The organism is Dinghuibacter silviterrae, from assembly GCF_004366355.1.
Taxonomy (GTDB): domain Bacteria; phylum Bacteroidota; class Bacteroidia; order Chitinophagales; family Chitinophagaceae; genus Dinghuibacter; species Dinghuibacter silviterrae.
In genome coordinates, this window is record NZ_SODV01000001.1 from 3,785,530 (window position 1) to 3,810,326 (window position 24,797).

At 55.8% G+C, this 24,797-nt stretch carries 22 protein-coding genes; 14 read left to right on the forward strand and 8 right to left on the reverse strand.

Features of this window, described 5'->3' with window-relative positions; translation table 11 throughout:
- The first annotated feature begins 89 nt into the window (after positions 1-89).
- From EDB95_RS16310 to EDB95_RS16325, 4 genes are all read left to right on the forward strand, one after another.
- Positions 90-1,385: a prolipoprotein diacylglyceryl transferase gene (locus EDB95_RS16310; RefSeq protein WP_133994865.1), complete on the forward strand. Its 1,296-nt coding sequence runs from the start codon at positions 90-92 to the stop codon at positions 1,383-1,385.
- A 240-nt stretch (positions 1,386-1,625) separates the two neighbouring features.
- Entirely contained in the window at positions 1,626-4,058 is a 2,433-nt protein-coding gene (locus tag EDB95_RS16315) for a TonB-dependent receptor (RefSeq protein WP_133994866.1), read from the forward strand.
- An 80-nt stretch (positions 4,059-4,138) separates the two neighbouring features.
- Entirely contained in the window at positions 4,139-4,630 is a 492-nt protein-coding gene (locus EDB95_RS16320) for a YajQ family cyclic di-GMP-binding protein (protein WP_133994867.1), read from the forward strand.
- Between the two features lie 95 nt (positions 4,631-4,725).
- A complete protein-coding gene (locus EDB95_RS16325) occupies positions 4,726-4,977 on the forward strand; it encodes a type B 50S ribosomal protein L31 (RefSeq protein ID WP_133994868.1) in 252 nt (83 codons plus the stop codon).
- Positions 4,978-5,431: 454 nt separating this feature from the next.
- On the opposite strand, the gene EDB95_RS16330 is transcribed toward EDB95_RS16325, so the two are convergent.
- The 5 genes from EDB95_RS16330 to EDB95_RS16350 are packed head-to-tail and all read right to left on the reverse strand — an operon-like array spanning position 5,432 to position 10,371.
- A complete protein-coding gene (locus EDB95_RS16330; RefSeq protein WP_133994869.1) occupies positions 5,432-5,962 on the reverse strand; it encodes a hypothetical protein in 531 nt (176 codons plus the stop codon).
- A gap of 44 nt (positions 5,963-6,006) precedes the next feature.
- A complete protein-coding gene (locus EDB95_RS16335) occupies positions 6,007-6,414 on the reverse strand; it encodes a response regulator (protein ID WP_162852635.1) in 408 nt (135 codons plus the stop codon).
- Positions 6,404-7,492: a sensor histidine kinase gene (locus EDB95_RS16340; RefSeq protein ID WP_133994871.1), complete on the reverse strand. Its 1,089-nt coding sequence runs from the start codon at positions 7,490-7,492 to the stop codon at positions 6,404-6,406. Before EDB95_RS16340 ends, EDB95_RS16335 begins: the two co-directional genes overlap by 11 nt.
- A gap of 4 nt (positions 7,493-7,496) precedes the next feature.
- Positions 7,497-9,641 (reverse strand): sensor histidine kinase, encoded by a 2,145-nt coding sequence (locus EDB95_RS16345; RefSeq protein WP_162852636.1) that lies wholly within the window; start codon positions 9,639-9,641, stop codon positions 7,497-7,499.
- Positions 9,634-10,371: a hypothetical protein gene (locus EDB95_RS16350; RefSeq protein ID WP_133994873.1), complete on the reverse strand. Its 738-nt coding sequence runs from the start codon at positions 10,369-10,371 to the stop codon at positions 9,634-9,636. The genes EDB95_RS16345 and EDB95_RS16350 overlap by 8 nt, the downstream gene beginning before the upstream one ends.
- 153 nt (positions 10,372-10,524) lie before the next feature.
- On the opposite strand from EDB95_RS16350, the gene EDB95_RS16355 reads away from it, so the two are divergent.
- The 4 genes from EDB95_RS16355 to EDB95_RS16370 are packed head-to-tail and all read left to right on the forward strand — an operon-like array spanning position 10,525 to position 13,470.
- Entirely contained in the window at positions 10,525-10,992 is a 468-nt protein-coding gene (locus tag EDB95_RS16355; RefSeq protein WP_133994874.1) for a response regulator, read from the forward strand.
- A 9-nt stretch (positions 10,993-11,001) separates the two neighbouring features.
- Positions 11,002-12,291: a putative sugar nucleotidyl transferase gene (locus EDB95_RS16360; protein WP_133994875.1), complete on the forward strand. Its 1,290-nt coding sequence runs from the start codon at positions 11,002-11,004 to the stop codon at positions 12,289-12,291.
- The gene (gene tpiA / locus EDB95_RS16365; protein ID WP_133994876.1) at positions 12,288-13,052 is read left to right on the forward strand and encodes a triose-phosphate isomerase; all 765 of its coding nucleotides are present in this window, start codon (positions 12,288-12,290) and stop codon (positions 13,050-13,052) included. Before EDB95_RS16360 ends, tpiA begins: the two co-directional genes overlap by 4 nt.
- Positions 13,053-13,110: 58 nt before the next feature.
- The gene (locus EDB95_RS16370) at positions 13,111-13,470 is read left to right on the forward strand and encodes a hypothetical protein (protein ID WP_133994877.1); all 360 of its coding nucleotides are present in this window, start codon (positions 13,111-13,113) and stop codon (positions 13,468-13,470) included.
- Positions 13,471-13,585: 115 nt separating this feature from the next.
- Here EDB95_RS16370 and miaE read toward each other — a convergent pair whose 3' ends face one another.
- Entirely contained in the window at positions 13,586-14,179 is a 594-nt protein-coding gene (gene miaE, locus EDB95_RS16375) for a tRNA-(ms[2]io[6]A)-hydroxylase (protein ID WP_133994878.1), read from the reverse strand.
- Positions 14,180-14,235: 56 nt separating this feature from the next.
- Here miaE and EDB95_RS16380 point away from each other — a divergent pair, with 56 nt between their 5' ends.
- Genes EDB95_RS16380 through EDB95_RS16390 form a run of 3 tightly spaced genes read left to right on the forward strand, consistent with a single transcriptional unit; the run spans position 14,236 to position 18,180 of the window.
- Positions 14,236-15,330 (forward strand): aminotransferase class I/II-fold pyridoxal phosphate-dependent enzyme, encoded by a 1,095-nt coding sequence (locus EDB95_RS16380; protein ID WP_133994879.1) that lies wholly within the window; start codon positions 14,236-14,238, stop codon positions 15,328-15,330.
- Positions 15,331-15,358: 28 nt separating this feature from the next.
- Positions 15,359-17,824 carry a penicillin acylase family protein gene (locus tag EDB95_RS16385; protein ID WP_133994880.1) on the forward strand — a complete coding sequence of 822 codons (2,466 nt, stop codon included), beginning with the start codon at positions 15,359-15,361 and terminating at the stop codon, positions 17,822-17,824.
- A 2-nt stretch (positions 17,825-17,826) separates the two neighbouring features.
- A complete protein-coding gene (locus EDB95_RS16390) occupies positions 17,827-18,180 on the forward strand; it encodes a hypothetical protein (protein ID WP_133994881.1) in 354 nt (117 codons plus the stop codon).
- A 48-nt stretch (positions 18,181-18,228) separates the two neighbouring features.
- Here the strand turns inward: EDB95_RS16390 and EDB95_RS16395 are convergent, their stop codons facing one another.
- Positions 18,229-18,795, reverse strand: a complete 567-nt coding sequence (locus EDB95_RS16395; protein WP_133994882.1) for a hypothetical protein — start codon at positions 18,793-18,795, stop codon at positions 18,229-18,231.
- A gap of 67 nt (positions 18,796-18,862) precedes the next feature.
- Between EDB95_RS16395 and EDB95_RS16400 the strand changes: the two genes are divergently transcribed.
- From EDB95_RS16400 to EDB95_RS16410, 3 genes are all read left to right on the forward strand, one after another.
- Entirely contained in the window at positions 18,863-21,325 is a 2,463-nt protein-coding gene (locus EDB95_RS16400; RefSeq protein WP_133994883.1) for a DUF5686 and carboxypeptidase regulatory-like domain-containing protein, read from the forward strand.
- 117 nt (positions 21,326-21,442) lie between these two features.
- Complete coding sequence (trhO, locus tag EDB95_RS16405) at positions 21,443-22,447, forward strand: oxygen-dependent tRNA uridine(34) hydroxylase TrhO (protein ID WP_133994884.1); 1,005 nt, start codon at positions 21,443-21,445, stop codon at positions 22,445-22,447.
- 172 nt (positions 22,448-22,619) lie between these two features.
- A complete protein-coding gene (locus EDB95_RS16410) occupies positions 22,620-23,876 on the forward strand; it encodes a hypothetical protein (RefSeq protein ID WP_133994885.1) in 1,257 nt (418 codons plus the stop codon).
- Here EDB95_RS16410 and EDB95_RS16415 read toward each other — a convergent pair.
- Entirely contained in the window at positions 23,873-24,790 is a 918-nt protein-coding gene (locus EDB95_RS16415; RefSeq protein ID WP_133994886.1) for a phosphoribosylaminoimidazolesuccinocarboxamide synthase, read from the reverse strand. The genes EDB95_RS16410 and EDB95_RS16415 overlap by 4 nt on opposite strands.
- Positions 24,791-24,797 lie beyond the last annotated feature (7 nt).

Below are 24,797 nucleotides of genomic sequence, written 5' to 3' on the forward strand. Positions count from 1 at the left end.
GCGCCAAAAATATCTTATGATGGGCCTTCGGCCATCGGGCCCGTGGCCCGATTTTTTTATCTATACTTGCATCTTATTCGACGACAAGCATGTATCCTAATCTCTACTTCCTTCTGAAAAGCTGGTTTGGTGTAGAATGGCCGTTCCTGAGGCTGGCAAATTCATTTGGTTTTTTTGTGGCCATCGCCTTTATCGGCGGGGCCTTTGTCCTTAGCAGGGAACTGAAAAGAAAGGAAGCGGTGGGGTTGCTCAGCCCCACGGAGGAGATGATCGTGGTCGGAAATCCGGCCACCTGGACGGAGCTCATCATCAATTTTATCATCGGGTTCCTTTTTGGGTATAAGATTGTCGGGTTCTTTGTCCTGGCGGGTTCTTTCGAGGATACCCAGGCGTATATCCTGTCGACCCAGGGAAACTTTTGGGGCGGTCTTTTGCTGGGCGCGATCCTGGCATTTATAAAATGGAGGGAGCGGCACAAACAGCAACTGCCCAAACCGGAAGAGCGCAAGGTCCGTATCTATCCGCACGACAGGGTGGGGGATATGGTGATCATTGCGGTCATCTTTGGTTTTGCCGGTGCCAAGGTGTTTCACATCCTGGAAAACTGGGAAGACTTTACCAGGGATCCGGCCAGCTACCTGTCTTTTAGCGGTCTAACCTTTTACGGCGGTTTGATCGTGGCGGGTATTGCGGTGTACCGGTACGCCCGTAAATACAAGATCGGCTTCAAACACCTGTTGGACGCCTTTGGCCCGACGATGATGCTGGCCTACGCCCTCGGGCGTATCGGTTGCCAGGTGGCCGGGGACGGGGACTGGGGGATCGCCAACAGCGCCTACATCTCTAACCCGCAGGGCCAGGTTGTTCTCAGCGATACCACCCGTTTCAGGGAAGCGCTCCAGGCCAATGCCCGGGAATATAAGGACCAGTTCGGAAGCCTGGATGATGTGCCCCACAAAAGCGTGGTAGCGCCGTCCTGGGTGCCGACCTGGCTCGTGGCCTACAATTATCCGCACAACGTCCTGAGCGAGGGTGTCCGCTTCCAGGACTGCAAGGACCAACAATATTGCAGTTTCCTCCCAGTCCCCGTTTTTCCTACCCCCTTTTACGAGACGGTCACTTGTCTCTTGCTTTTCGGAGGGCTTATGGCACTGAGGAAAAAAATACTTTTCCCCGGGGGCCTTTTTGCCGTCTACCTCGTCATGAACGGGATCGAACGCTTTTTGGTGGAAACGATCCGGGTCAATACGAAGTATGACCTCTTTGGAATCCACCCCACCCAGGCCGAGCTGATATCCTTGGGGCTGGTGATCGCGGGGGTGATCCTTTGGTTTTATTGGAAAAAACTGGCGGAGAAAAAAGCCGCCGCTCCCACCGAGGCATAGTTATCTAGTCCTTTCCATTCCTCCCATTGCCGGGTGTCGCTGTAACATCCGGATACCCCTTTTCGTCCAATAAGGGACTCTTTCCACAACCATCTTTGGCCGCTTCGGCAGCCGCAATACCCGGCATTTCTTCCCAGTGGTCACTGGAAATGCACCTTTTATCCAAAACAATGTACTATGTAAGGCATAGTACTTACTTTTGACTTGAACATTATAAGAACAAGTACTAAACATGAGCATATGAGAATCTTTACTTTACTCCTTTCCTTTTTTATAGCCACCGGTGCATGGGCGCAGGGAAGCGTTACGGGATCCGTGCTGGACAATACCGGTAAACCCGTCGAAAAAGCTTCTGTTATCATATTGAATGTCAAGGACTCATCGGAAGTCAAAGGGACTTCTACGGGAAGCGATGGGGTCTATCACCTGAGGCACATCAACCCGGGTCAATACCTGGTCGTTGCTTCGGCTGTCGGTATGGTAAAACGTTATAGCGACCCCTTTACCGTGGGGTCACAGGAGACTACGGTTCCCGGTCTCCGGCTTGACCCCGAAGTAAAAGCCTTGTCCGAGGTGACGATCACGAACAAAAAGCCCATGATCGAGCAAAAGATCGACCGGGTGGTGGTCAACGTGGACGCTTCACCCACCAACGTCGGGACGACCGTGATGGACGTCCTCCAAAAAACGCCCGGTGTATCGGTGGACAAGGACGGAAACATCAGCCTGAAAGGAAAATCCGGGGTCATGGTGATGATGGACGGCAAACCGACGTATCTGTCCGCCGCAGACCTGGCCAACCTTCTGAAAAACATGCCCAGCTCCGAACTGGAACAGATCGAGCTCATGACCAACCCGCCCGCGAAGTACGACGCCGCCGGAAACGCGGGGATCATCAACCTCAAGACCAAAAAGAACAAAGCCCGGGGCTTTAACGGGAACGTGACCATCGGCGGCGGGATTGGGAAGGGACCCAAGGCCAACAACAGCCTTAACCTGAATTACCGGTCCGGCAAGTTCAACTTTTTTGCCAGCTACAATGAAAGCTACAACCGCCACCCGCAGACGCTGGACCTGGTCCGCAAGTTCCGCGACACGATAGGCGGCCCCGTGGTGTCGGTGTTCAACCAGCACTCCGACATGATGAACGACTTCAGCGAACAAAGCTTCAAGGTAGGGACCGACTATTCCCTGGACAAAAAGACAACCATCGGCGTGGTGTTGACGGGGTATTTCAACCCGGGCTACTTCGACAATACGTCCAAAACCAATATCGAGGATGGCCAGGGCAACATCGATTCGGTCATGACCACCTTCGGACACACCAAAATGTATTGGCACAACTTCGGAACCAACCTGAACTTCAAGCACACCTTTGATACCGCGGGGACGGAGTTATCCGCCGACTTCGACTACCTGGGATATGGGTCCTCCAGCTACCAGATGTACCAAACCGAATACGCGACCCCGGATGGAACCCTGTTGCCGCCCGTCGATACCTTACGTGGGATCACGCCCGGCAATATCTATATCTACACGGGTAAAGTGGACTTCGTCCACCCCTTCAAAAACAACTGGAAACTGGAAGCAGGGATCAAGGGCAGTTCGGTCCGGACGGACAACGACGCAGAGTACGACAATCTCACGGCCGGCAAGTGGATCGTAGACACGACAAAAACCAACCACTTCGTCTATACGGAAATGATAGGTGCCGCCTATGGGAACGTGACCAAGGTTTTTAACAAAAAATGGACGGTCCAGGCCGGTCTGCGTCTGGAAACGACGAACTCCAAGGGCGACCTGAAAACAAACAACACAACGTTCAACCGGAACTACACCCAGCTTTTCCCGACCACCTATATACAGTATACCCTCAACGATAAGAACCAGTTTGTCCTGGACTACGGCCGCCGCATCCAGCGCCCGGATTATGGGGACCTGAATCCGTTCAAATACTTCCTGGACCCGTACACCTACCAGGAGGGGAACCCCTACCTGAAACCGCAGTTCAGCAATACGGTGGAACTTTCGCACACCTACCACAGCTTCCTGACCACCACCCTGAACTATACCCAGGTCACCGACATCATCCAGCAGGTCCTTCTCCAGAACGACGCCACCCATACGACCTTTGTCCAGCAGGGGAACGTCGCCCGCCAGGAAAACATCGGTCTGTCGGTCAACGCCGGCCTGCCCGTGACCAAATGGTGGACGCCCAACCTGTATGTGAGCGGACAGTACAACGACTTTAAAGGTATCGTCAACGGGTATCCCCTGGAAGTCTTCGGGTACTCGGTCACCGGGAACATGAACAACTCTTTTACCTTCAAACACGGATGGAGCGCGGAAGTCAGCGGCTGGTACCAAGGCCGCCAGGTATCCGGGACCCTCATCGCCAACCCCATGGGCCAGATCAACTTCGGGGCCGGCAAACAGGTCTTCAAAAACGCCGGCACCATCCGGTTAAACCTCCAGGACCCCTTTAACCTCGGGCACTTCAGCGGGTACAGCCGGTACGGCAACGTCGACGTCACGATCGTCAACCACTGGGACAACCGGGTCGTCAACCTCAGCTTTACCTACCGCTTTGGCAAAAACCAGCAAAACATAAAGGAGCATCGCCAGAGCAGCAGTGCTTCCGAAGAGGAGAGCCGGGTGAAGAAAGGAAATTAACAGCCTTGAAAACAATATATACAAGGGCGTCACTATTACGTGGCGCCCCTTTTTTGTTAATTTTACGGAAACTTTCAGTTATGCCTTCATTTGACATTGCCAGCAAGGTAGACGCCCAGGTCGTCGACAACGCTGTCAATACGACGTCTAAGGAAATCACCAACCGGTTCGACTTTAAAGGCTCGCACGTACTGTTCGACCTCAACAAAAAAGACCTCGTCCTCAACATCGAGGTGGACAGCGACATGAAGCTCAAACAGGTGATCGACGTCCTGATCAGCCGTTCGATGAAACAAGGGCTGGATCCCCAGGCCTTCGATATGAGCAAGGAACCCTTTCAAAGCGGGAAAGCTTATAAGAAAACCATCCCCATCCGGAACGGCCTTGCCCAGGACGACGCCAAGAAAATTGTCAAGGTCATCAAGGACGCCGGTCTCAAGGTCCAGTCCCAGATCATGGATGACATCGTTAGGGTTACAGGGAAAAAGATCGACGACCTTCAGGAAGTGATTGCCACGGTCAAAGCCGCCAACTTGGGGGTGCCGCTGCAATTCATAAATATGAAGTCATAACGCGCGCCCCCCTGCGAAAATTCGCGGAAATTTATTATTTTTGCGCCTCGTTTACGTCCACGCTTGGCTGATCCAAGCATAAAACATTGATAATCATGCAGAAAAAACTTCATCCCGAGAGCTATCGTTTCGTAGTATTCAAGGATATGTCCAACGGGACCACTTTTTTGGGCCGCTCCACAGCCTCCGGTAACCGTGAAATGATCAAGTGGGAAGATGGGAATGAGTATCCCGTAATCAAGTTGGATATCTCCAGCACCTCCCATCCGTTCTATACCGGTAAGAATGTCCTGGTAGACACTGCAGGGCGTATCGACAAATTCAAGAAGCGTTACGAGAAAAAATAAGTAAAGAAGGATAGGTTACAAATGGAAATTTGTATGTCATTGCAGAAAAATGACTAACTTTAGTACTTATTGTTTTTCATGGCTATACTTTTTGTCCCCGCGATTCCTCGCGGGGTCTTTGTTTTTGGGCCGAGGCCTTGGTTGCCAGCAACTTAGGCCTCGGCCCAAAAACATCTTATGCGTCGCGACAAAGGGGGAGCTTCGCCCCCCCTTTGTAATCCCCCCAAAGATGCAAAGCGTTTTGCAGTTTTCGCATGTGTGCGGGTGTGGTTTAGCAAAACTTTAGCACGTCGGCCTTATCTCGCGGGGCGACCCTTAGGCACCGGCGGCGGCTGGCGCCGCGCCTTGGCACGCTGTGGCGGCATGCGGGGCATGCCTGTGAGCCTGAGGCGGCCGCTAGGGCGGCGCCTCGAAGCGCGGCGGCGACTCGCAGACGGCGCTGCGCGGCCCGCGCCTAGGGCAGATTCACCCGGAAGGACCCGTTGGTCACTACGATGCTGTCTCCCAGCCCCGGCACTTTTGCCCCCTGCACCTGGCCTTCGAAGCCCTTGAATGTTCCGGTAACCTGGCGTCCGTTGTTGGAGGTAATCTGGACGAGCGAGGGAGGGTTCCCCCCGTCGAAGGTATTGGTGAAAAAGAAGTTACCGCGGTTGACGAGGTCAAAGGACTCCAGGTAGAAACCGGCGTGCGTGTGAACGGTGTCGCTATAAAGGCCGGTCATGTGCTGGGCGCTGTAGGCGCCGCCCTCCATAAACAGGTGGAAACCCACGGAATCCGTCATCCCCGGGAGGAGCTGCCTGCCCATGATTTCCAGGGTTGGATAATTATAATTGTTGTCGTAGATCGTGTCTACGGTAATGCTGTCGACCGTGACGAGTTGACCGTTGGCGGTGTAGGTGATGAATACCGGACCGGAAGAGGAATTGGAGCTTTTTGAACAGGAGAGCGCGGCCATGCAAAGGAGCGCAAGGAGAACCTTATTCATAATGTAGGATTAATTGAGGGGCCAAATATAAGAAATCCTACTTATTACGCAACCAACGTCGCTATTTCTGCCAATTTCGTAATGGTCAACGGCTTTGTGACAAACGCCTCCACCGAAGGATGGGCCTCTGCGCGAATGGTATCGCCGATCTGGAGCGTAGCGGAGAGGAGGACGACGTGGCAGCGGCGGCGCAGGCTGGCAGGGAGCGCGTCGAGGCGGTCAAGAAAAGAAAACCCGTCCATATCGGGCATTTTTATGTCGAGCAACAGGACGATGGGGTAGCGCTCGGTGGGATCGATATAGGGTAGGGAGGCGAGGTGATCCAACGCACGGCGGGGGTTGGTAAAGGACCATACAGGCCCGAACGAGCCCGCACGGAGCAGGAGTTGTTCGTGGAGGAACAGATCGACCTCGTTATCATCGATCAAAACAACGGCGCACTTACTCGACATGATTCGGTAGAATAATTTCAAATTTTGTTCCCTGCCCATAAGTAGAGTCTACCTCTATCGTACCACCCATCTTGTTGAGCGCTTCTTTTACTATATAAAGGCCAATACCCGTACCGGCATTGTCGGTACGGTTGCTGCGGAAAAACATGCGGAAGATGTCGTTCAAATGGGTATGGAGGATGCCCACGCCGTTATCTTCTATGGTGATCACGGCTTTGTGGGGGTAGGTACGGACCTGCAGGTGCACTTTGGGGTTTGGCTCGTCGGACTTCTGGTATTTGATGGCGTTCGAGATGAGGTTGTTCAGGATGATGGCGGTGCGGAAGGCGTCACCCCTGAACACATGGTCTTCCTGGACGTCTACCGTGAAGTGGACGTTGTTGTTCCGGTGCCGGTGCGTATCGATGGCCTCTTTGATGATCTGGCTGAAGTTCACGATTTCCATATCGGCGTCGACCCGGGTGTTGCGGTAGTATTCGATGACCTTTTTAATAAACTCATCCAGCCGGAGGATACAGCTTTCGATGAGGTCGACATAACCGTTGGGATCGATGATGGACTGGTCGGACTTGGCGAGGTTGATGATACCTAAGACAGACACGAGCGGTGAGCGCATGTCGTGGCTGGCGCTATAAATAAACCGGTTGAGCTCCTCGTTTGTTTTTTCAAGGGCCACCACCTTTTCTTTTAGGTGTTTGCGGGCGGTATACAGGTCGTGGGCGTTGGTAATGGCCGTGGCGATCTCAAACTCCTCCCAGGGCTTTCGGATAAACCGGTAGATCTGTCCCTTGTTGATGGAGTCGATGATGTCTTCAACGTCGGTATACCCGGTGAGCAGGATGCGGATAGGGTCGGGGTGTTTTTCCTTGATGCTGTTGAAGAACTCGACACCGGTGGTCGTCGGCATGCGCTGATCGGCAATGATGACCTCCACGGAGACTTCTTCCAGAAGCGTTTTGGCTTCGGTAACGGTGAGCGCCGTATAAATCTCATAGTTTCGCCGGAAGCTGGCCCTGAACGTGTTGAGATTGTTGATCTCATCATCCAGGTAAAGTATTTTAATCCGGTTGTCGCTCATAGTATCAATTTACAGGGTGAACGATGGGGAGGATGATTTGGAATTCGGTCCCCTTACCCAGGGTCGAATGTACGACGATCCTGCCTTTATGTTTCTCAATAATACTGAACACGATGGATAATCCGAGACCGGTGCCCTCCCCGATCTCTTTTGTCGTAAAAAATGGATCGAAAATCTTTTCCCGCACCTCGTCGGGCATACCGGTCCCGGTATCGGCTATCCGCACCTGGACCTGTTCGGCGTCGTACATGGCCGTGGATACGGTCAGGTATTCGGTTTGCCCGGAGTGTTTTTTGTCCATGGCATAGAGGGCATTGCTCATGATGTTCATAAATACCTGGTTGAGCTTGCCGGGAAAACACTCTACGTTGGGGATGGCCTCGTAGTGTCGGACGACCTGGATGTTCCCGGGGGTGGTGCTTTTCAAAAGGACCAGGGTGGAGTCCAGGCCTTCGTGAAGGCTTACCTTTTTAAGTTCGGTTTCGTCAAGCCGGCTAAAGGTCCGGAGCCCCTTGACGATCTCGGCGGTCCGGGTGGCGCCGTCCTCGATGCCCTGGAGCAGCGTACCGATTTCGGTTTTGATATAGGGAATGTCGATTTCGCGTTTGTAGGCGTCGATTTCGGCGATCTGGTCCTCCAGGTCTCCCTTGAGGTCCAGGTTCTCGTATTGGCCGATGATCTCCCACAGGTCGCGGATGTCGAGCTGCAGGGGTTTGATGTTCGACTTGACGAAATTGATGGGGTTGTTGATCTCGTGGGCGATACCGGCGGTCAGCACACCAAGGCTGGCCATCTTTTCGGATTCGACCAGTTGCGACTGGGTCGCCTTGAGGTGGTCCAGGGCCCCGTTCAGGTCGTCGTTGCTTTTTTCCAGCTCTTTGGTCCGTTCGTGGACCTTGGCCTCCAGGATGACGTTTTGCTCCCGGACCAGGCGTTCGTTTTCCCTGGATGCCTCCAGGGCTTTGGCCTGGGAGGCTTCTTTTTCCCGGGTAAGGACGTTGATTTTATCCGCCAGGGCGATGGACAGGAGGATCGCTTCCACCGAAGAGCCTATATAAAGGGCGTAGTTGCTAAAGATATTGGACGGGAGGATCCCATAATTTTTCAGGACATAAAAGATCAGCCCCACCATAAATATGAACCACGCCAGGAGGTAATATATGGCTCCTTTGAATCCCTTCCAGGCGATGTAGGCGGACGCCGACACGACATAGATGGCCATGAACAGGCCGTTTATATCCAAAATGTTATAGCTGATCTTGTTGATGCCGGCCAGGTTGGCCAGGATGGCGATCGAATAGCTGATGAGAAAATACCAGTTCACCGGCATCAACCGGCGGGCATACGTCCGCATCTGCAAAAAATACATCGCAAAAACGATGGCCACCATACACACCACGCTGGAGCTGATGACCACCATATACCGGTTGAGCCCGGGGACGTCGGGCCAAAGGTATTTAAAGGCAAAACCGGAGGAGCTGAACTGGGCCAGCCCCAGGAAAAAGACATAAATAATGTAGAGCAGGTAGTTTCGGTCCTTAACGGAGAAATAGATAAATAAGTTATAGAAAAAGATGACCAGCAGGATACCAAAGTACGCGCCGATGATAAAGACGTTCGTGTCGGAAAAGCGGTCGGTGGACACTCGGCTCCCGATGATCAGCGGCAGGACCAGGGGGTGGTTGCTGACGACGTGCAGGTAATAGGTGGCCGTGTCCCCCGGGCGCAGCTTCAGATCCACGACAAAGTCGACGGCGTCTTCCGGCCGGTCGCCGTACGGGTACATGTTCCCCCCCTTGAAAATGGGTACCAGGCGCGCCCCTTGCGTCTTGTACACCATCAGGCTCGGAAGACCGGGTGCCTGGGCCGTCATATACAGGGTATGGTCATCCGTCTGGTTGGCCACGCGGAACCGAAGCCAGTTGTTGATCGTGGACTTCGGGAATACCGGGATGTTTTTCCCCACTGGCTCAAAACCGGTCGCGGTTTGTATCGTGGAATCCGAATAGCGTTGTTCGAGGTCCTTTAGGAAAAACGTCTGCTGCCCGATGGACAACAATTGCTGGTTGCTGGTGATGCCGATCACCTCCTGTGCGCGCACGGCGGTCGCCAGGAAGAGGCACACGCAAAGCACCAAAAAGCTACGCATTCCTGAATTCATGGATATCCGCATTCTGTACCCTAAGATCATAGCTAATTTTAATGGCGGTCGAACCCTTCCGGAAAGGGTAGTGCTCCATGGCCACCTGTCGGGGTTGCTCCCGAAGGTTCATGATCCTGTCCCTCTCAAGGGCGGCGGTATCCGGCATATTGATCATGTCCTGTACAAAAACGGCGGTGGCCAGTAAGTCGTGTTTCGGATAGTAAAAGGTACCATTATTTCCGATATCTTTTATGATCCTGCCCCCCTGCCACTCGGAAAATTTCACCGTAACGGGGGAGCAAAGACTAAAGATAGTGGTTAGACCAATTTGTGGTGCGATGGCCAGTGCGGCCCTGGAGGCGAAAATAGCCCCTATTCCTAAACCGGCGACTTCGATGGAGTTCCAAAGCCCGCACAATTCCCCTGTGCCCTTGGAGAGGTTCTCCCGGACCATGACATAGATACTGGGATCCATGTCGCCAACGGCGCCTTCGATGGGGAGTGGATGGACTCCGTCCGCCGCGTGCACACGAGCGCCTCCGAACATTCGTCCGTCATCCTCGCTTTCTACTACGACGACGAAAACGGAAGGCCAGTTTGCCCATTGATCGTTGGAAGAAGTTACTTTGTTGATGCCATGATTGCCTAATACCGTTCTGTGTCCCTCTATAAAATGGCGACAAGTCTCCGGTTCATCTACTGCCCTAAAAGCCCTGATTCGTACCTCCGTAACCATATATTCTTCTGAGTTATAAAGATTGCCCTTGGAGGAAGTTTCCGCAAAGAAAGGTCTAGTATGACAATAAATTTGCTAATATAACCTCATTTGTAAGTCGTTAACTAAAGTCCGAAGTAAATTTGCCTAACTTATTCATATCTTGGTGGTACGATGAAGACAGAAGTGAAGCCCACAGTATTGTATGTCGATGATGAACAAAACAACCTCCTGTCGTTCAAAGCGACATTCCGGCGGCAGTTCAACATCCTTACAGCTGAATCCGCGGTAGAGGCAAGGCGGATCCTTTCCGGGCAAAGTGTGCACATCCTCATCTCCGATCAGCGCATGCCGCAGATGACCGGAATCGAGTTTTTCGCCTCCATTCTCGAAGAATATCCGGACCCCATCCGGATCCTGCTCACCGGCTATGCAGACATCCAGGCCGTCATTGACGCCATCAACCTCGGCCAGGTATTCCGCTACTGTACAAAGCCCTGGAACGAGGGGGAGATCACCCGCCACCTCGAAGAAGCCTACGAGCTATACGAGCTCCGGGCCCAGAACAAAGAGCTGACCGAGCAGCTGGTAGACAACAATACCAAAATGGAATTTTTGCTGAGACAACAGTTATTGTCCTAGCTTTAGGACATGCAGGTTGTCCTTTTCGAACCTTCCCACCAGGAAGATTTATATCCCTTTACACGCACCCGCCCCGTAAGTGCCCTTCGTAAGGGTATCATGACCATCCGGGAAACCTGGGAAAGGATCATCGGGGATGCGCTCCGTAAAAATACGGAAGCGCCGTTCGGCGAACGCGTGCGCGCGCTGAACGAAATGAACGCGCTCGATGTTGCCGCGACCGCCGCCCTTGATTTTGGCGCGGCCGCCGCCTCCGACTTTGCCGCCGCCGAAGGCCCCGTTCTTTTTTTAAACGCTGCCCTCATGCCCGACCCCGACGTCTGGGCACAAGTCGTTGCCCTGAAAAAGGGCGAAGCCTTTTATGACGGCGACACTCCTTTGGCTTACTACGCCGGCGACAAGAACCCGGTGCGCCGCAGCTTGGGCGACGAGGACGCGCGACGGCGCACGACCGGAGGCGATGATCCGCAGCGCCGCGCGCCAGGCGGCGAGGGCACGCAGCGTCGCATGTTGAGCGCTGCCCGCGTCCTCCGCTACCCCTGGGAGCTCGTCCACTGGAACGACCGCTCCCTGCGCATCGACTTCGACCTACTAACGGCCGGGCGTACCTCCCAACCGGTCCCCCCGGGGAACCATGTTGTCAACCCGGACGATATCTTTTTGGAGGAAGGCGCCAAGGTATCCTTCTCCGTATTAAATGCGTCCACCGGTCCGATCTATATTGGGAAAAATGCAGAAGTCATGGATGGTTGCCTCCTAAGGGGACCCATTGCCCTTTGCGAGGGATCGACGTTAAAGATGGGGGGGCGAACATATGGAGCCACCACGCTGGGTCCGTACTCCGCAGCCGGCGGGGAAGTGAAGAATGTGATCATGATTGGCTACAGCAACAAAAATCACGACGGCTACCTGGGCGACTCCCTTATCGGAGAATGGTGCAACCTCGGCGGGGGCACCTCCTGTTCCAACGTCCGGAACAACGCACAACCCGTCAAGGTCTGGAACCCCGCGAAGGGTAGGGCGGAGGTTGCCGGGTTAAAGGCCGGGCTTTTTATGGGGGACTATTCCCGTTGCGCGATCCAGACGGGGTTTAATACCGGGGCCGTGGTCGGGGTGTGCTGCAATGTCTTTGGCGGAAACGTCTCCGGCTATCTTCCCGACTTCAGCTGGGGCCTCGACGGCACCCGTTATGACTGGGAAAAGGCACTCCGGGACATCGACAACTGGAAAAAACTAAAGGGCCGGCACCTGACGCCTGACGAAATACAGATTTTACAACCTATTTTTGCGGCCGTATGAGAAAACAGATCGCCGCCGCCAATTGGAAGATGAACCTGACGCTGGGACAAGCAGAAAAACTGCTGGATGAGGTCCTGGCCATCGACTGGACCCCCAAAGCCCACCAGGAAGTGGTCTTTGCCGTTCCCGCCCCCTACCTGTACCCGGCCCTCACCAAGCTCCGGGCAACCGGACGGACACAAGTCCACATCAGCTCCCAAAACGCCTATTCCGAGAAATCCGGGGCCTATACCGGGGAGACCTCCGCGGAAATGCTCCAGTCCATCGGGGTCACCCACGTCATCCTCGGCCACTCCGAGCGCCGTGAGTATTTTGGAGAAACCGATCATGTCCTCGCCAAAAAGCTGGACATCGCCCTCGCCCACGGCCTGACCCCCATCTTTTGCTGCGGTGAACCCCTCACCGTCCGCGAGGCAGGCACCCAAAATGCTTTTGTGGCCAAACAGATCGAGCACAGCCTTTTCCACCTGGACGACGCCCAACTGCGAAAAGTCGTCATTGCCTATGAACCCATCTGGGCCATCGGCACCGGGAAAACCGCCACGTCCGCGCAAGCCCAGGAAATGCACGCCTTTTTGCGTTCCGTCCTTGCCAAAAAATACGGCGCAACCGCCGACCACATCTCCATATTATACGGGGGAAGCGTCAAGGCCGCCAATGCTGCCGAAATCTTCGCCTGTCCCGACGTCGACGGTGGTTTGGTAGGCGGCGCCAGCCTTATCGCCAAGGAATTCGAGGCCATTATCCGCGCACTCAAATAAGGTAACGATCCCCGAGAAGACCTACCATATTGTCGTTGTCAAGAAACCCCAGCTTCTTTTGCGCGTTTCCCGGATCCGGATCGTCCTCGATGGTAAGGATATCTACCCGATTGGAAACGAAAAGGTCGTCATCGATGTAGACCACAATAACCCCGTCCTCGTCGTGACGGACGGGTTCCACATCTCACGCCCGCTGGAGCTGGTATACTATCACCTGAATACGTACTATTTCCGCGTCGAATGCGGTATGGACGACGGCCAGCTCATTGCCGGCCTCGCCCTGACCATGCTCTTTTTCCTGACGGGGATGCTGACGCGGTGGTGGATTTTCGGGGTGCTGAGCTTCGGGCCGGTCTTGTACATTCTGTTTTTGTACTATATCAAAAGAAAAGACTTTCTGTCGCTGCGACCGATGTAAGGCCCCGTTCGCCGGCGCCCCTGGCGGCGGCCGCGCAACGCTACTGCGCCGTCCGTCGCCGCGCCTGCGGCGCACTCGCTGGCAGCGCCTCCTGCGGCGCGCAGCCGCCGACGTCCTAGTGCATGCGGTCGCCCCGCACCTCTAGCGTCTCCATGACGGCGGCCTCGTGGGCCAGCCACTCTTTCCACCGGCGGCGCACCTTGTCCTCCGGGATATAGGTGAGCGCCAGGTCGATAAAAAGCGTATAGTGCCCCGCCTCGCTTTCCATAAAGCGCCGGTAAAACTGGCGCAGGTACTCGTCGTCCAACCCCTCGCTCAGGCGTTTGAAGCGTTCGCAGCTCCGTGCCTCGATCAGGGCGCACAACAGTAATTTGTCCAGCAATTTGTCCTCTTCGGCTCCTCCCTTGACCTCGAAGGCCATCAGGGCGTTCACGTATTCGTCTTTGCGCTGACGCCCCAACCGCAGCCCCCGGCGTTGCAGCTCTGCGAGGACCAACCGGAAGTGGCCCCACTCCTCGGTGACGATGGGCGCCACTTCGTTGACAAGCACTTCCCGGTCCGAATACCGCTGGATGAGCGAAATACAGCTCGTGGCCGCCTTTTGTTCGCAATAGGCATGATCGGTCAGGATATCTTCCAGGGTCTTGCCCGCCAGGTCCACCCAGCGGGGATCCGTCGGCAGGTGTAGGCCTAATACGCTTTTTTCCATGGGGGCAAAGGTACCATGGGCGGCGCATATCGCCGCCACACAATATCTTTACGCCCATGTTACCCCTTCCTCTTCAGAAAAAAATGGAGGCCCGCGCCGCCCAGGGCGCCCTCCGCGAGTTAAAGCTCAGCGCCCCGTCGGTGGACTTCTGTTCCAACGACTACCTGGGGATCGCCCGGGGACACCTCCTCGCCCACGACCCGGTGCTGTCGGGCGGAAGCACCGGCAGCCGCCTCCTGGCGGGGAACTACCCCTTGCTGTCCATCGTCGAGGGTGAGATCGCCGCTTTTCACGAAGCCGAAGCGGCGCTGATGTACAATTCAGGGTATGACGCCAACGTGGGACTTCTCTCCAGCATCCTTCAAAAGGAGGACACCATATTATACGATAGCCTCTCGCACGCGTCTATCCGGGATGGGATCCGCCTGAGCTTTGCGCGCGCGTATTCCTTCCAGCATAATGATATGGCGGACCTGGAGCGGCTGTTGCAGAAGGTGACCGGCGCGGACGGCCCCCGCGGCGCCGTGTACGTCGTCACGGAGACCCTCTTCTCGATGGACGGCGACTGCTGCCCCCTCGACGAACTGGATGCGCTTTGCCGGCGCTACGACGCCTGGCTGATCGTGGACGAGGCCCACGCCACCGGGGTGATCGGGGAAAGGGGCGAAGGGCTGGTGCAAAAAAAGCACCGCTGTTTCGCGCGGGTCCACACCTTTGGCAAGGCGCTGGGTTGCCATGGGGCCGTTGTCCTGGGGAGCGCCGACCTGAAACAATACCTGGTCAATTTCTCGCGTTCGCTGATCTATACCACGGCCCTGCCGCCGGTGGCCGCGGACCTCGTCCGTAAGTCGTATGGGGTGTTTCCCGGAATGACGGCCGAACGGGCACACCTCCACGCGCTGGCCGCCCACTTCCAGGCAATGGATCTGCCCTATGCCCGTCTGAAAAGCGCGACGCCCATACAGGCGGTGATCGTACCGGGGAACGACGAGGTCCGGCGGGTGGCGGCAGCTTTACAAACGTCCGGGCTGGACGTCCGGCCCATCCAGTATCCCACGGTGCCCCAGGGAACGGAGCGGCTGAGGATCGTGTTGCATGCTTATAATAGCGTGGAAGAGGTGGAATTGCTGGGACGCCTTCTCAAAAATTAAGTATCTTCCGCTCTCCATTTACCTCTCTATGCGTCTATGGCCTTTTATCACCAGCACCTTGGCTACGGGGCTCCTGGTCGTTGTACTCGATACCTCCTTTAAATCGCTGCCGGCGCTGGGGCCGTTTTTCGATCCACAGATCGGATTCTGGCAAAACGCAGAGGCCGCGGGTACGGACTATGCGATGGACCTGCACTTCCAGGAGTTGTCGGCGCCGGTGAAGGTATACCTGGACGACAAGCTGATCCCCCATATTTTTGCCCAAAGTGAAAAGGATGCTTTTTTTGCCGAGGGTTATCTTCACGCGCGTTTCCGGCTTTGGCAAATGGATTTCCAGACGCGTTTTGCCGCGGGACGTTTGTCGGAGATATTGGGGCGTTATACGGGCACCGTTGACCTGCTCAACAGGGTGGACCGGAACTTCAGGCGGCTGGGAATGGTCTATGGGGCGGAACAGGCATTGAAAGGGATGGAAGCCGATCCGGTGACCAAGGCGGCCTGTGACGCGTATACCGAAGGGGTGAATGCCTATATGTCTACGCTTACCGCAAGCACCCTTCCCCTCGAATATAAATTGCTCGGTTTTCAACCGGAACCGTGGACAAACCTCAAAACGGCTTTGTTGCTCAAGTTGATGTCGCTGGACCTGGCGGGTGCGGAGAACGACTTCCCGCTGACCAACGCCCGGAGCCTGTTTAGCGCGGCGGATTTCGCGCTGTTGTATCCCACCACCCAGGATTCCATAGACCCCATTATCCCGGTGGGCACGCCCTTGTACCTGCACAAGGATACGCCGGGGATCCGCCTGCACCTGCCGGCCCACGTGGATACCGCGTATATGATGACCAAGGGGGGACCGCTGCCCTATGACTTCTGGAAAGCGGACCGGGACGACGGTTCGAACAATTGGGCCGTGGCAGGTTCCCGGACGGCGAGCGGGGCGCCCATCCTTTGTAACGACCCCCACCTGGGGCTGAACCTGCCGTCGCTTTGGTACGAGCTGCAGATCCATACACCGGATATGAATGTCTACGGGGTATCCTTTCCTGGCTCGCCGGCGGTGATCATCGGGTTTAACGACTCCTGCGCCTTTGGCTTTACCAACGCCATGCGGGACGTCCGCGACTATTACGAAGTACAATTCAGGGATTATTCGCGCAAGGAATATTTATACAACGGCCAGTGGCTGCCCACCACCTTCCGGGTCGAGGACATCAAGGTGAAAGGCGCGCCTGACTTTATGGATACGGTGGCGTATACCGTCTGGGGGCCTGTCATGTACGACCCTTCATACCCGGACCCGCTCAACACGGGCCGGTATTATGCCTGCCGATGGACCGCACAGGATTCGAGCAACGAGCTCCTGGCCTTCCGCGACCTGGACCATGCGCATAACTATAACGACTACCTGGCGGCGATCCAAAACATCCACACGCCGGGGCAAAACTGTTTATTCGCCAGCACCGACGGGGACATTGCCATTTGGGACCAGGGGTCGTTCCCGGCCAAATGGTTCCGGCAGGGAGACTTTGTGATGCCGGGTACGGATTCTACCTACGCCTGGCAGGGGACCATTCCCCAGGTGGAGAACCCGCACATGGTCAACCCCGCCAGGGGCTATGTCTCCAGCGCCAACCAGATACCCGTCGACGTCAAATCTTATCCCTACTACCTGGGAGGAAACTATCCGCCCTATCGCGGGATCGCGATCAACCGGGAGCTGGATACCATGTCCCAGGCGACGCCGTCCGAAATGATGAACCTCCAGACCGACAACTATGATGTGTTTGCAGAAATGGCGCGGCCCCTTTTCCTGAAATACATCGATACCACGGCCATGGATCCCGGGGAGCTGGACTATTATCACGCCGTCAGGGATTGGAACCTGCGCAACGACGCCAGGGAAACGGCGCCCAGCATTTTCCACACCTGGTGGGACACCCTCAAAGAGGCGGTCTATGGTGACGAACTCGCCCAAACGACCCTGCCGTTGCTGATGCCTTATGATGAGACATTGGTGGAGGCCTTGCTCAAAGATTCCACCTATAAATTTGTGGACGACATCCGCACCCCTCAGACGGAAACGCTCCGGCAGATCGCCACCCTGGCTTGGAAAAAGGCCTATCCCGTGATGCTCCAGGCGGGCACGTCCAGTACCCTGAACTGGGCGGTGTTTAAGGATACCCATGTCGAACACCTGCTCCGCCTGGACGCCTTGAGCGACCTGCACCTGCCCATCGGCGGGGGGACCTACAGTATCAACGCCGCCAGACCGGACCACGGTCCCAGCTGGCGGATGGTGGTCGAACTGAGCAACCCCATCAAGGCCTATGGCGTTTACCCCGGTGGGCAAAGCGGGAACCCGGGGAGCATCTTTTATGACAACATGGTGATGCCCTGGGCAAAAGGCCAATACGATACCCTTTGGGTGATGAAGCCGGATCAACAGGCCGATCCCCGCATCCGCTGGACGCTTAATTTTTCAAAACCCTGACGATGAAGTTCCTGATCTCCTTTATACTGATCCTCCTCCTCAGCCTTGGCGCACAGATCTACCTCCCTTTCTGGTCGGTCGCCATTGTTGCCTTCGTCGTCAGCGCCCTGATTCCGCAAACGCCCTGGAAGGCCCTCCTGTGCGGCTTTGCCGCGGTCTTTGTGTTGTGGGCGGGGTTGGCGCTGTACCTGGACGAGGCTAATGACCACCTGCTGGCCAACCGCATCAGCCTGCTGGTGTTAAAGATGTCGTCCCCGCTGCTCCTGATCGCGGTGACGGGGTTTGTCGGGGGGCTCGTGGGGGCCATGGGGGCGCTCAGCGGGAGCTTTTTGCACCGCCAGCGCACGGCAGCATAGGCCTGTGGCTCCGGCGCGGCCCCGCACGCAGCGGCTCCACGCCGCGCCCTAGTCCGAAACGATCATGTAATTCCGTGGATAATGCAACGTCACCGTTTTCCCCTCGCGCAACAGCAGCATGAGATTCTGCCCATTGAGGGGCTCCTTTCCCTTGAGGGTATTGTCTTCGAAATACCCCGGATCCGTGACGATCAATCGCCCGTGTTTCCCGTCGAAGCGCAGCACAAAATTACGTAGGAATCCATACCCCAGTACCCCGCTGCAGGGATGACCTGGTTCCAGGTCTTTTTGCGTCACCCAGGTGATCCGCTGCCGGGCAATCTTTAATGTCTTTAGCCAAAGCACAACGGTGTCGGTCAACGGAAAATTGGTGGACTCCGCGACGGCGCGGTCGACTTGTACACCCGTGGTGCGGGCTCCGGGGTCGAGCAGGAAATCAAGGTCACCCGAATCGTTGACCCTTGCCTTGATAAATATGCGGTGGTCGGACGTATAAAAGGGCAGGATCACCATGTGCTGTCCGTGGGCAAAGGTGAGACCGGCCTTGGTTTGAGCCGTAATCGGTACGGTAGGGAGCAGGCCGATGGCCATGCTCATAAGGATGCTGGATCGCATGAGAAAATATACAAATAAAAGAATTACGTTGGGTGGATTTTAACAAATCGCAACTTACATTAGGGTTATGAGAATGTTGTTAGCCATCTGCTCCCTGTTTATCCTGCCCTTAGCTCTTCACGCCCAGATACTTTCGGGAACTGTCCGGGATTCCAGCGGCGCCGTTTTACCCTTTTCTACCTTGCTGATCAAAGGCACCACCCGGGGCGTGACCGCCAATGCCGAAGGACAGTATACCCTGCACCTTTCACCGGGGGCCTATACCGTTGTCTGTGAACACGTGGGTTATGCAAAGTCCGAAAAAAAAATTGACCTGTCTGCCGATCGTGTACTCGACTTTCAACTGACAACCCAACGGTTGAGCCTAAGCGAACTGATCATCAAAAGTACAGATGAAGACCCTGCCTATGGCATCATTCGTCATACGATTGCGCTGAGGACCATTCACCTCAAAGAGCTGGAATCGTTCCAGTGCATGGTCTATTCCAAAGGTAAGGCGGGTTTGTATGAGACCCCCAAAAGGTTTATGGGTAAGAAAATTCCTACAGACACCAACTACATCGGCAAAAATACCACGCTCTATATGTCGGAGGTGTACGCGCGTTATGCGGAATCTCCCCCCGACAAACAACGAGTGGAAGTCCTTTCTACAAAGGTCAGCGGACAAAGCAACGGGTACGGCGCGACCATTCCCTATATCGTGTCCTTTTACCAGAACATCATCGACCTGGGGAATTTGAATCCCCGGGGATTTGTCAGCCCCATTGCCGCGGGGGCGCTGCACTATTATAAGTACAAGCTCGTCGGTACCTATTTCGAAGACGGGCGGATGATCGACCAGATCAAGGTCACGCCGCGCCGGGCTTACGAACCCTGTTTTACGGGCACCATCAACATCGTGGACGGTTTGTGGCGGATCCATTCCACGGACCTGGTACTGCTGAAGACCGCCCAGCTCCAGTTGCTCGATACTTTTCACATGCAGCAATTGTATGCGCCGCTGGACAACGGCCTGGCAGGAGACACGGGCGCCTGGGTGATGCGCAGCCAGGTCGGCCAGTTTGCCTTTAACCTTTTTGGTTTTGCGGGGGGCGGCAGCGTCGCCAATATCTATTCCGATTTCGAGCTTCATCCAGGGCTGCCAAAAGATTATTTCGGAAACGCCACCCTCCAGTACGATAAAGGCTCCAACAAAAAGACGGCGGATTACTGGGACAGCATCCGGCCGGTCCCCCTGACAGCAGCGGAAGCCTGGGACTATCATAAGAAAGACAGCCTCGAAAAGATCCAGTCGACGCCCCGGTACATGGACTCGGTCGACAAGGCCAACAACAAGATCACACCCCTGGGTTTATTCCTGACGGGGATCAACATCTCGCACCAGCGGTCCAAGGTGACCATGAGCGTGCCGCCCCTGACGACCGCCTTTGGGTTTAATACGGTGGAAGGCTGGTACGGCCACCTCAACCTCGGCTATGAAAAACGCTTTGGGGACCACCAGGCCCTGGAGCTTCACCCCGACATCCGCTACGGCTTTGCCAACCGTACCTGGGGCGGGAGCCTGGAAGCACGATACCGGTTTAACGTAAAGTATGCGTCCGAACTAACGGTGGCGGGTGGCCGTACCACTTTCCAATACGACAACGCGGACCCGATCACGCCCCAGTTGAACACCGCCTATACCTTGTTCGACGTGGCCAATTATATGAAGATCTACGAAGCGTCTTTCGGCCGGTTGCAGTATGCAAAAGACCTGGGCAAAACAGGGCTCAACCTGGTCTTGGGCGGTGAGTTCCAGGACCGGAGCCCGCTGACCAACACCGACACGTCGACCTACTGGGTCAAGGGGTCGGGCAAACCCGGGTTTACCCCCAACTATCCCGCGTCTGCAGGCCCCATAGCGCCGAACAAGGCCCTGTCGTTCACGGCGACCCTCAACTGGCACCCGGGGATGAAGTACATCGAATATCCCGAATCCCTCGTCCCCCTCGGATCCAAATATCCCATCTTCACCCTGAGCTATACAAAGGGCGTGTCCGGCCCCCTGGGTAGCACCGCCGACTACGACAAATGGCGGTTGTCCATCCACGACAACATCAACTTCCGGATCGGCGGACTTTTCAAGTACAACCTCGCCATCGGCGGATTTTTAAACGACAGAAACGTCGCCTTCCAGGACGACGACCACTTCCAGGGCAACCTCACGCTGGCCGCCTCGCCCTACATGAATAACTTTCAGTTGCTGCCGTATTATGCCTACAGCAATACCGACCGTTTCTATGCCGAGGGGCACGTCGAGCACCACTTTGCCGGGTTGCTGACCAACAAGATCCCGCTTTTCCGCCAGCTCGACTGGTACCTCGTCGGGGGGGTGAACTACCTCTATCTTTCTGACGGGCGAATCTATACTGAGGTCTCCGCCGGGCTCGAAAATATCCTCAACATCTTGCGGGTCGATTACCTATGGGGCTTGCCCAACAATGGGCCGCAGCTCACGGGGCTCCGGATCGGGGTGAAGATCGGGCCGTAAGTTGGGCATTGCGTCGGGCCCTGCGGACGGGACTCGCGTCGGGCAGGCACCCGGGCCGCGCGCGGGCGAGCCCGCGGCAAGCGCCGCCGCAAGCGGTTTTTTCGTAATTTTGCGCCCATGGCGCTCCTCCACAACAGGGTTTCGAAGGCGGAAATGAAGGACAAGTTGTTTGCGGAAACGGAACCGCGGACCACGTTCTCATTTTATCGCTACCTGGACATCGCCGAACCGGTCGCTTTCCGGGACGAACTGTATATGGGGTTGGAAAAGCTGCGTGTATTTGGCCGTATCTATGTAGCCGCCGAAGGGATCAATGGCCAGGCGAGCGTACCCGCCTCCCGCCTGGAGGAATGCCGGGCTTTTTTATACGCCATCCCGGGGCTGGAGGATCTTCGGCTAAACGTGGCCGTTGAAGACGACGGCAAGTCCTTTTGGGTCCTGAAAATCAAGGTCAGGGATAAAATCGTCGCCGACGGCATCGAGGACCCCACCTTTTCGGTCAACCGTAAAGGGCACTATGTCAATGCCAAAGAATTTAACCGCCTGACGGCGGACCCTAACACCATCGTGGTGGACATGCGCAATCACTACGAATACGAAGTGGGGCATTTCGAGGGCGCCATAGAGGTGCCTTCCGATACTTTCCGGGAGCAGCTACCCATGGCCGTGGACCTGCTCAAAGGCCAGGAGGACAAGAACATCATCATGTACTGCACCGGTGGTATCCGTTGCGAAAAAGCCAGCGCCTGGATGCTCCACAATGGATTCCAAAACGTCTTCCACCTGGAAGGGGGGATCATCGAATACGCCAACAAAGCAAAGGAATGGGGCCTCGACAACCGTTTCCGGGGCAAAAACTTTGTTTTTGACAACCGGATGGGGGAGCGCATCGGTGGGGAAGTCATTGCCCATTGTCATCAATGCGGGGAACCCTGCGACACCCACGTCAACTGCGCCAACGACGGCTGTCACCTTCTTTTTATCCAGTGCCGGAGTTGCGCCGAAAAGTACAAAGGCTGTTGTAGCGAGACCTGCCGGGACGGCGCCTCCCTGGATACGGCCGCGCGCATGGAGAAGCCCTTGCATTTCAACAAGTCGAGGCATCGAAGCCTTGGGACGTAAGTCTGGCACGAAAATTTCAGCAAATTAAACGGTAGACTGTAGTACGCAGTCAAAACTGTAGCATTTAACCTCCTAACAGATGAGGGCCGCAGGTGCGGACCCTGCCTTGGGGAACATCAGTTTGATCACCCTCGTCAAGTGACGGGGGTGTTTTTTTGCTATCTTGCGCCCCATGAAACCACTGCTTGCAACCGTGCCTTTACTCCTATCCGTAAGCGCCATACTTGCCCAGTCCCATTTTCAACCCGGGAAAATATTGCCCAATACGGGCGACACCCTGTCGGGGTGGATCGACTACCAGGAATGGAGGGTCAATCCCCGTGAAATCACCTTCCGCACCACGCCCCAGGGTACGCCGGCGGAATACCGGGTGGCGGACCTCCGGTATGTGGAGGTGACGGGTTTTGACACCTACGAAAGGGCCGTCGTTACCAAAGATATGAGACCGATCCTGGAGGGGGACTTTGACAGCGGCAGCCGGGACTCCACGGCCACGGATACTGTTTTTTTGCGGACGCTGGTGCGCGGAAAGCACGTTTCCCTTTACGAATTGGTCGATACAAAGGCGCATTATTATGTCCGCACGCCCCAGGGGGATTTTACGGAGTTGATGTATAAGCGTTTTATGGCGGCGGATGGAACCCACATCCAGGAAGTGACGCAATACCGGAACCAGCTCGTCGAGGAGCTCCCTGACGGAGCCGAACCCAGCCTGGTCGCGCGGATAGACCGGTGTGGGTACAACGCAAAGAACCTGACGGAGGTGGTGTTGGCGTTGAACGGCGCGGGCAATATCACTTCCGTCAGCGCTACGGTGAAAAAATCAGGGACCGTGTTCCGCTTCCACGGCTCCGTGGCGGCCTATTCCAACGGTCTTTCCTTTTCGGGGACCAACGGAGACGACCCGGTGGGCGCTTCCTTTTCCCATACCGTGGTGCCCGCCGTATCCCTGGGGGTGGACCTGGTCCGGACCCGGAACAACGGGGACCTCGCGCTTCGCGTGGAAGCCGGGTACTGGCAGGCGACCTATACAGGTCACAAAACGGACGCCTTTGCCATGTATACATTTACCATGAAACAGGCCGTGATCAGCCCCGGTCTCGCCCTTTTGTACAGCTTTTACCGGACGGACAAACTTCGTCTATACGGTGCAGCGGCCCTGATATACAACCTGTCGGCGGGTACGCCGACGGACCAGGAGGACGTAAAACCGCTCGCGGGCGGCGGGACGCCCTATACCGAAAACGCGGCTACCGTCGAAAAGGTCTGGATGCAGCCGCAGCTTCGCGTCGGCGCCCAGTTGGCCAACAAGGTGGGCGTAGAGCTGGTGGGGGCGTTGCCCACGACGGTCAGGTCTTATGATTTTTTCAAGGGGGTGCTCAGCCAGTACGGCCTGAAGGTGAGCTATTATTTGAACGGAACGCACTAACGGAGAACGCCGGCGACGGCTTCATATACCGCTTCGTCGCTCCACGGTTCCGGCCGGAACGGAAGCCCGATCACCTTTTCATACAACGCGATATAACGGTTGCTGATGGTGTCGACCCATTCGTCGGTCATGGTGGGGACGGTCTGGCCTTCCTTGCCCATGAAATTGTTAGCGATGAGCCACTCCCGTACGAATTCCTTTGACAGTTGCTGTTGGCGCTCCCCGGTTCGTTGGCGTTCCTCAAAACCGGCTGCGTAGAAATACCGGGAGGAGTCCGGCGTATGGACCTCGTCCATTAAATAGACGGTGTCGCCGATTTTGCCAAATTCATATTTGGTGTCGACGAGGATAAGGCCTTGACGGGCAGCAATCTCCTGGCCCCGGGCAAAAAGGGCGAGGGCGTACTTTTCAAGCTGGGCATAGTCTTTTTCGGGGACGATTCCCTGGCGGATAATTTCTTCCCGGGAGATGTCTTCATCGTGGCCGGCCTCGGCTTTAGTACTGGGAGTGATAATAGGGGAAGGAAAAGGATCGTTTTCCTTCATGCCCTCGGGCATGGATACCCCGCAAAGGGTGCGGTGTCCCGCCGAGTATGTTCTCCAGGCGTGACCGGTCAGGTTGCCCCGGACCACCATTTCCACGCGGAAGGGCGTACAGCGTTTTCCGACGGACACGGTGGGCGCGGGCGTGGACAGGAGCCAGTTGGGGCAGATGTCCCGGGTGGCTTCGAGCATATAGGCCGCGATCTGGTTCAAGACCTGGCCCTTGAAAGGAATAGGGCGGGGGAGGATCACGTCAAAAGCGGAAATACGGTCGGACGCCACCATGACCAACAGGTCCCCGTGGATCGTATACACGTCCCTGACCTTGCCCTTATAGAAGTTCGTTTGTCCTGGAAAACTAAATATAGCCATGCCGCAA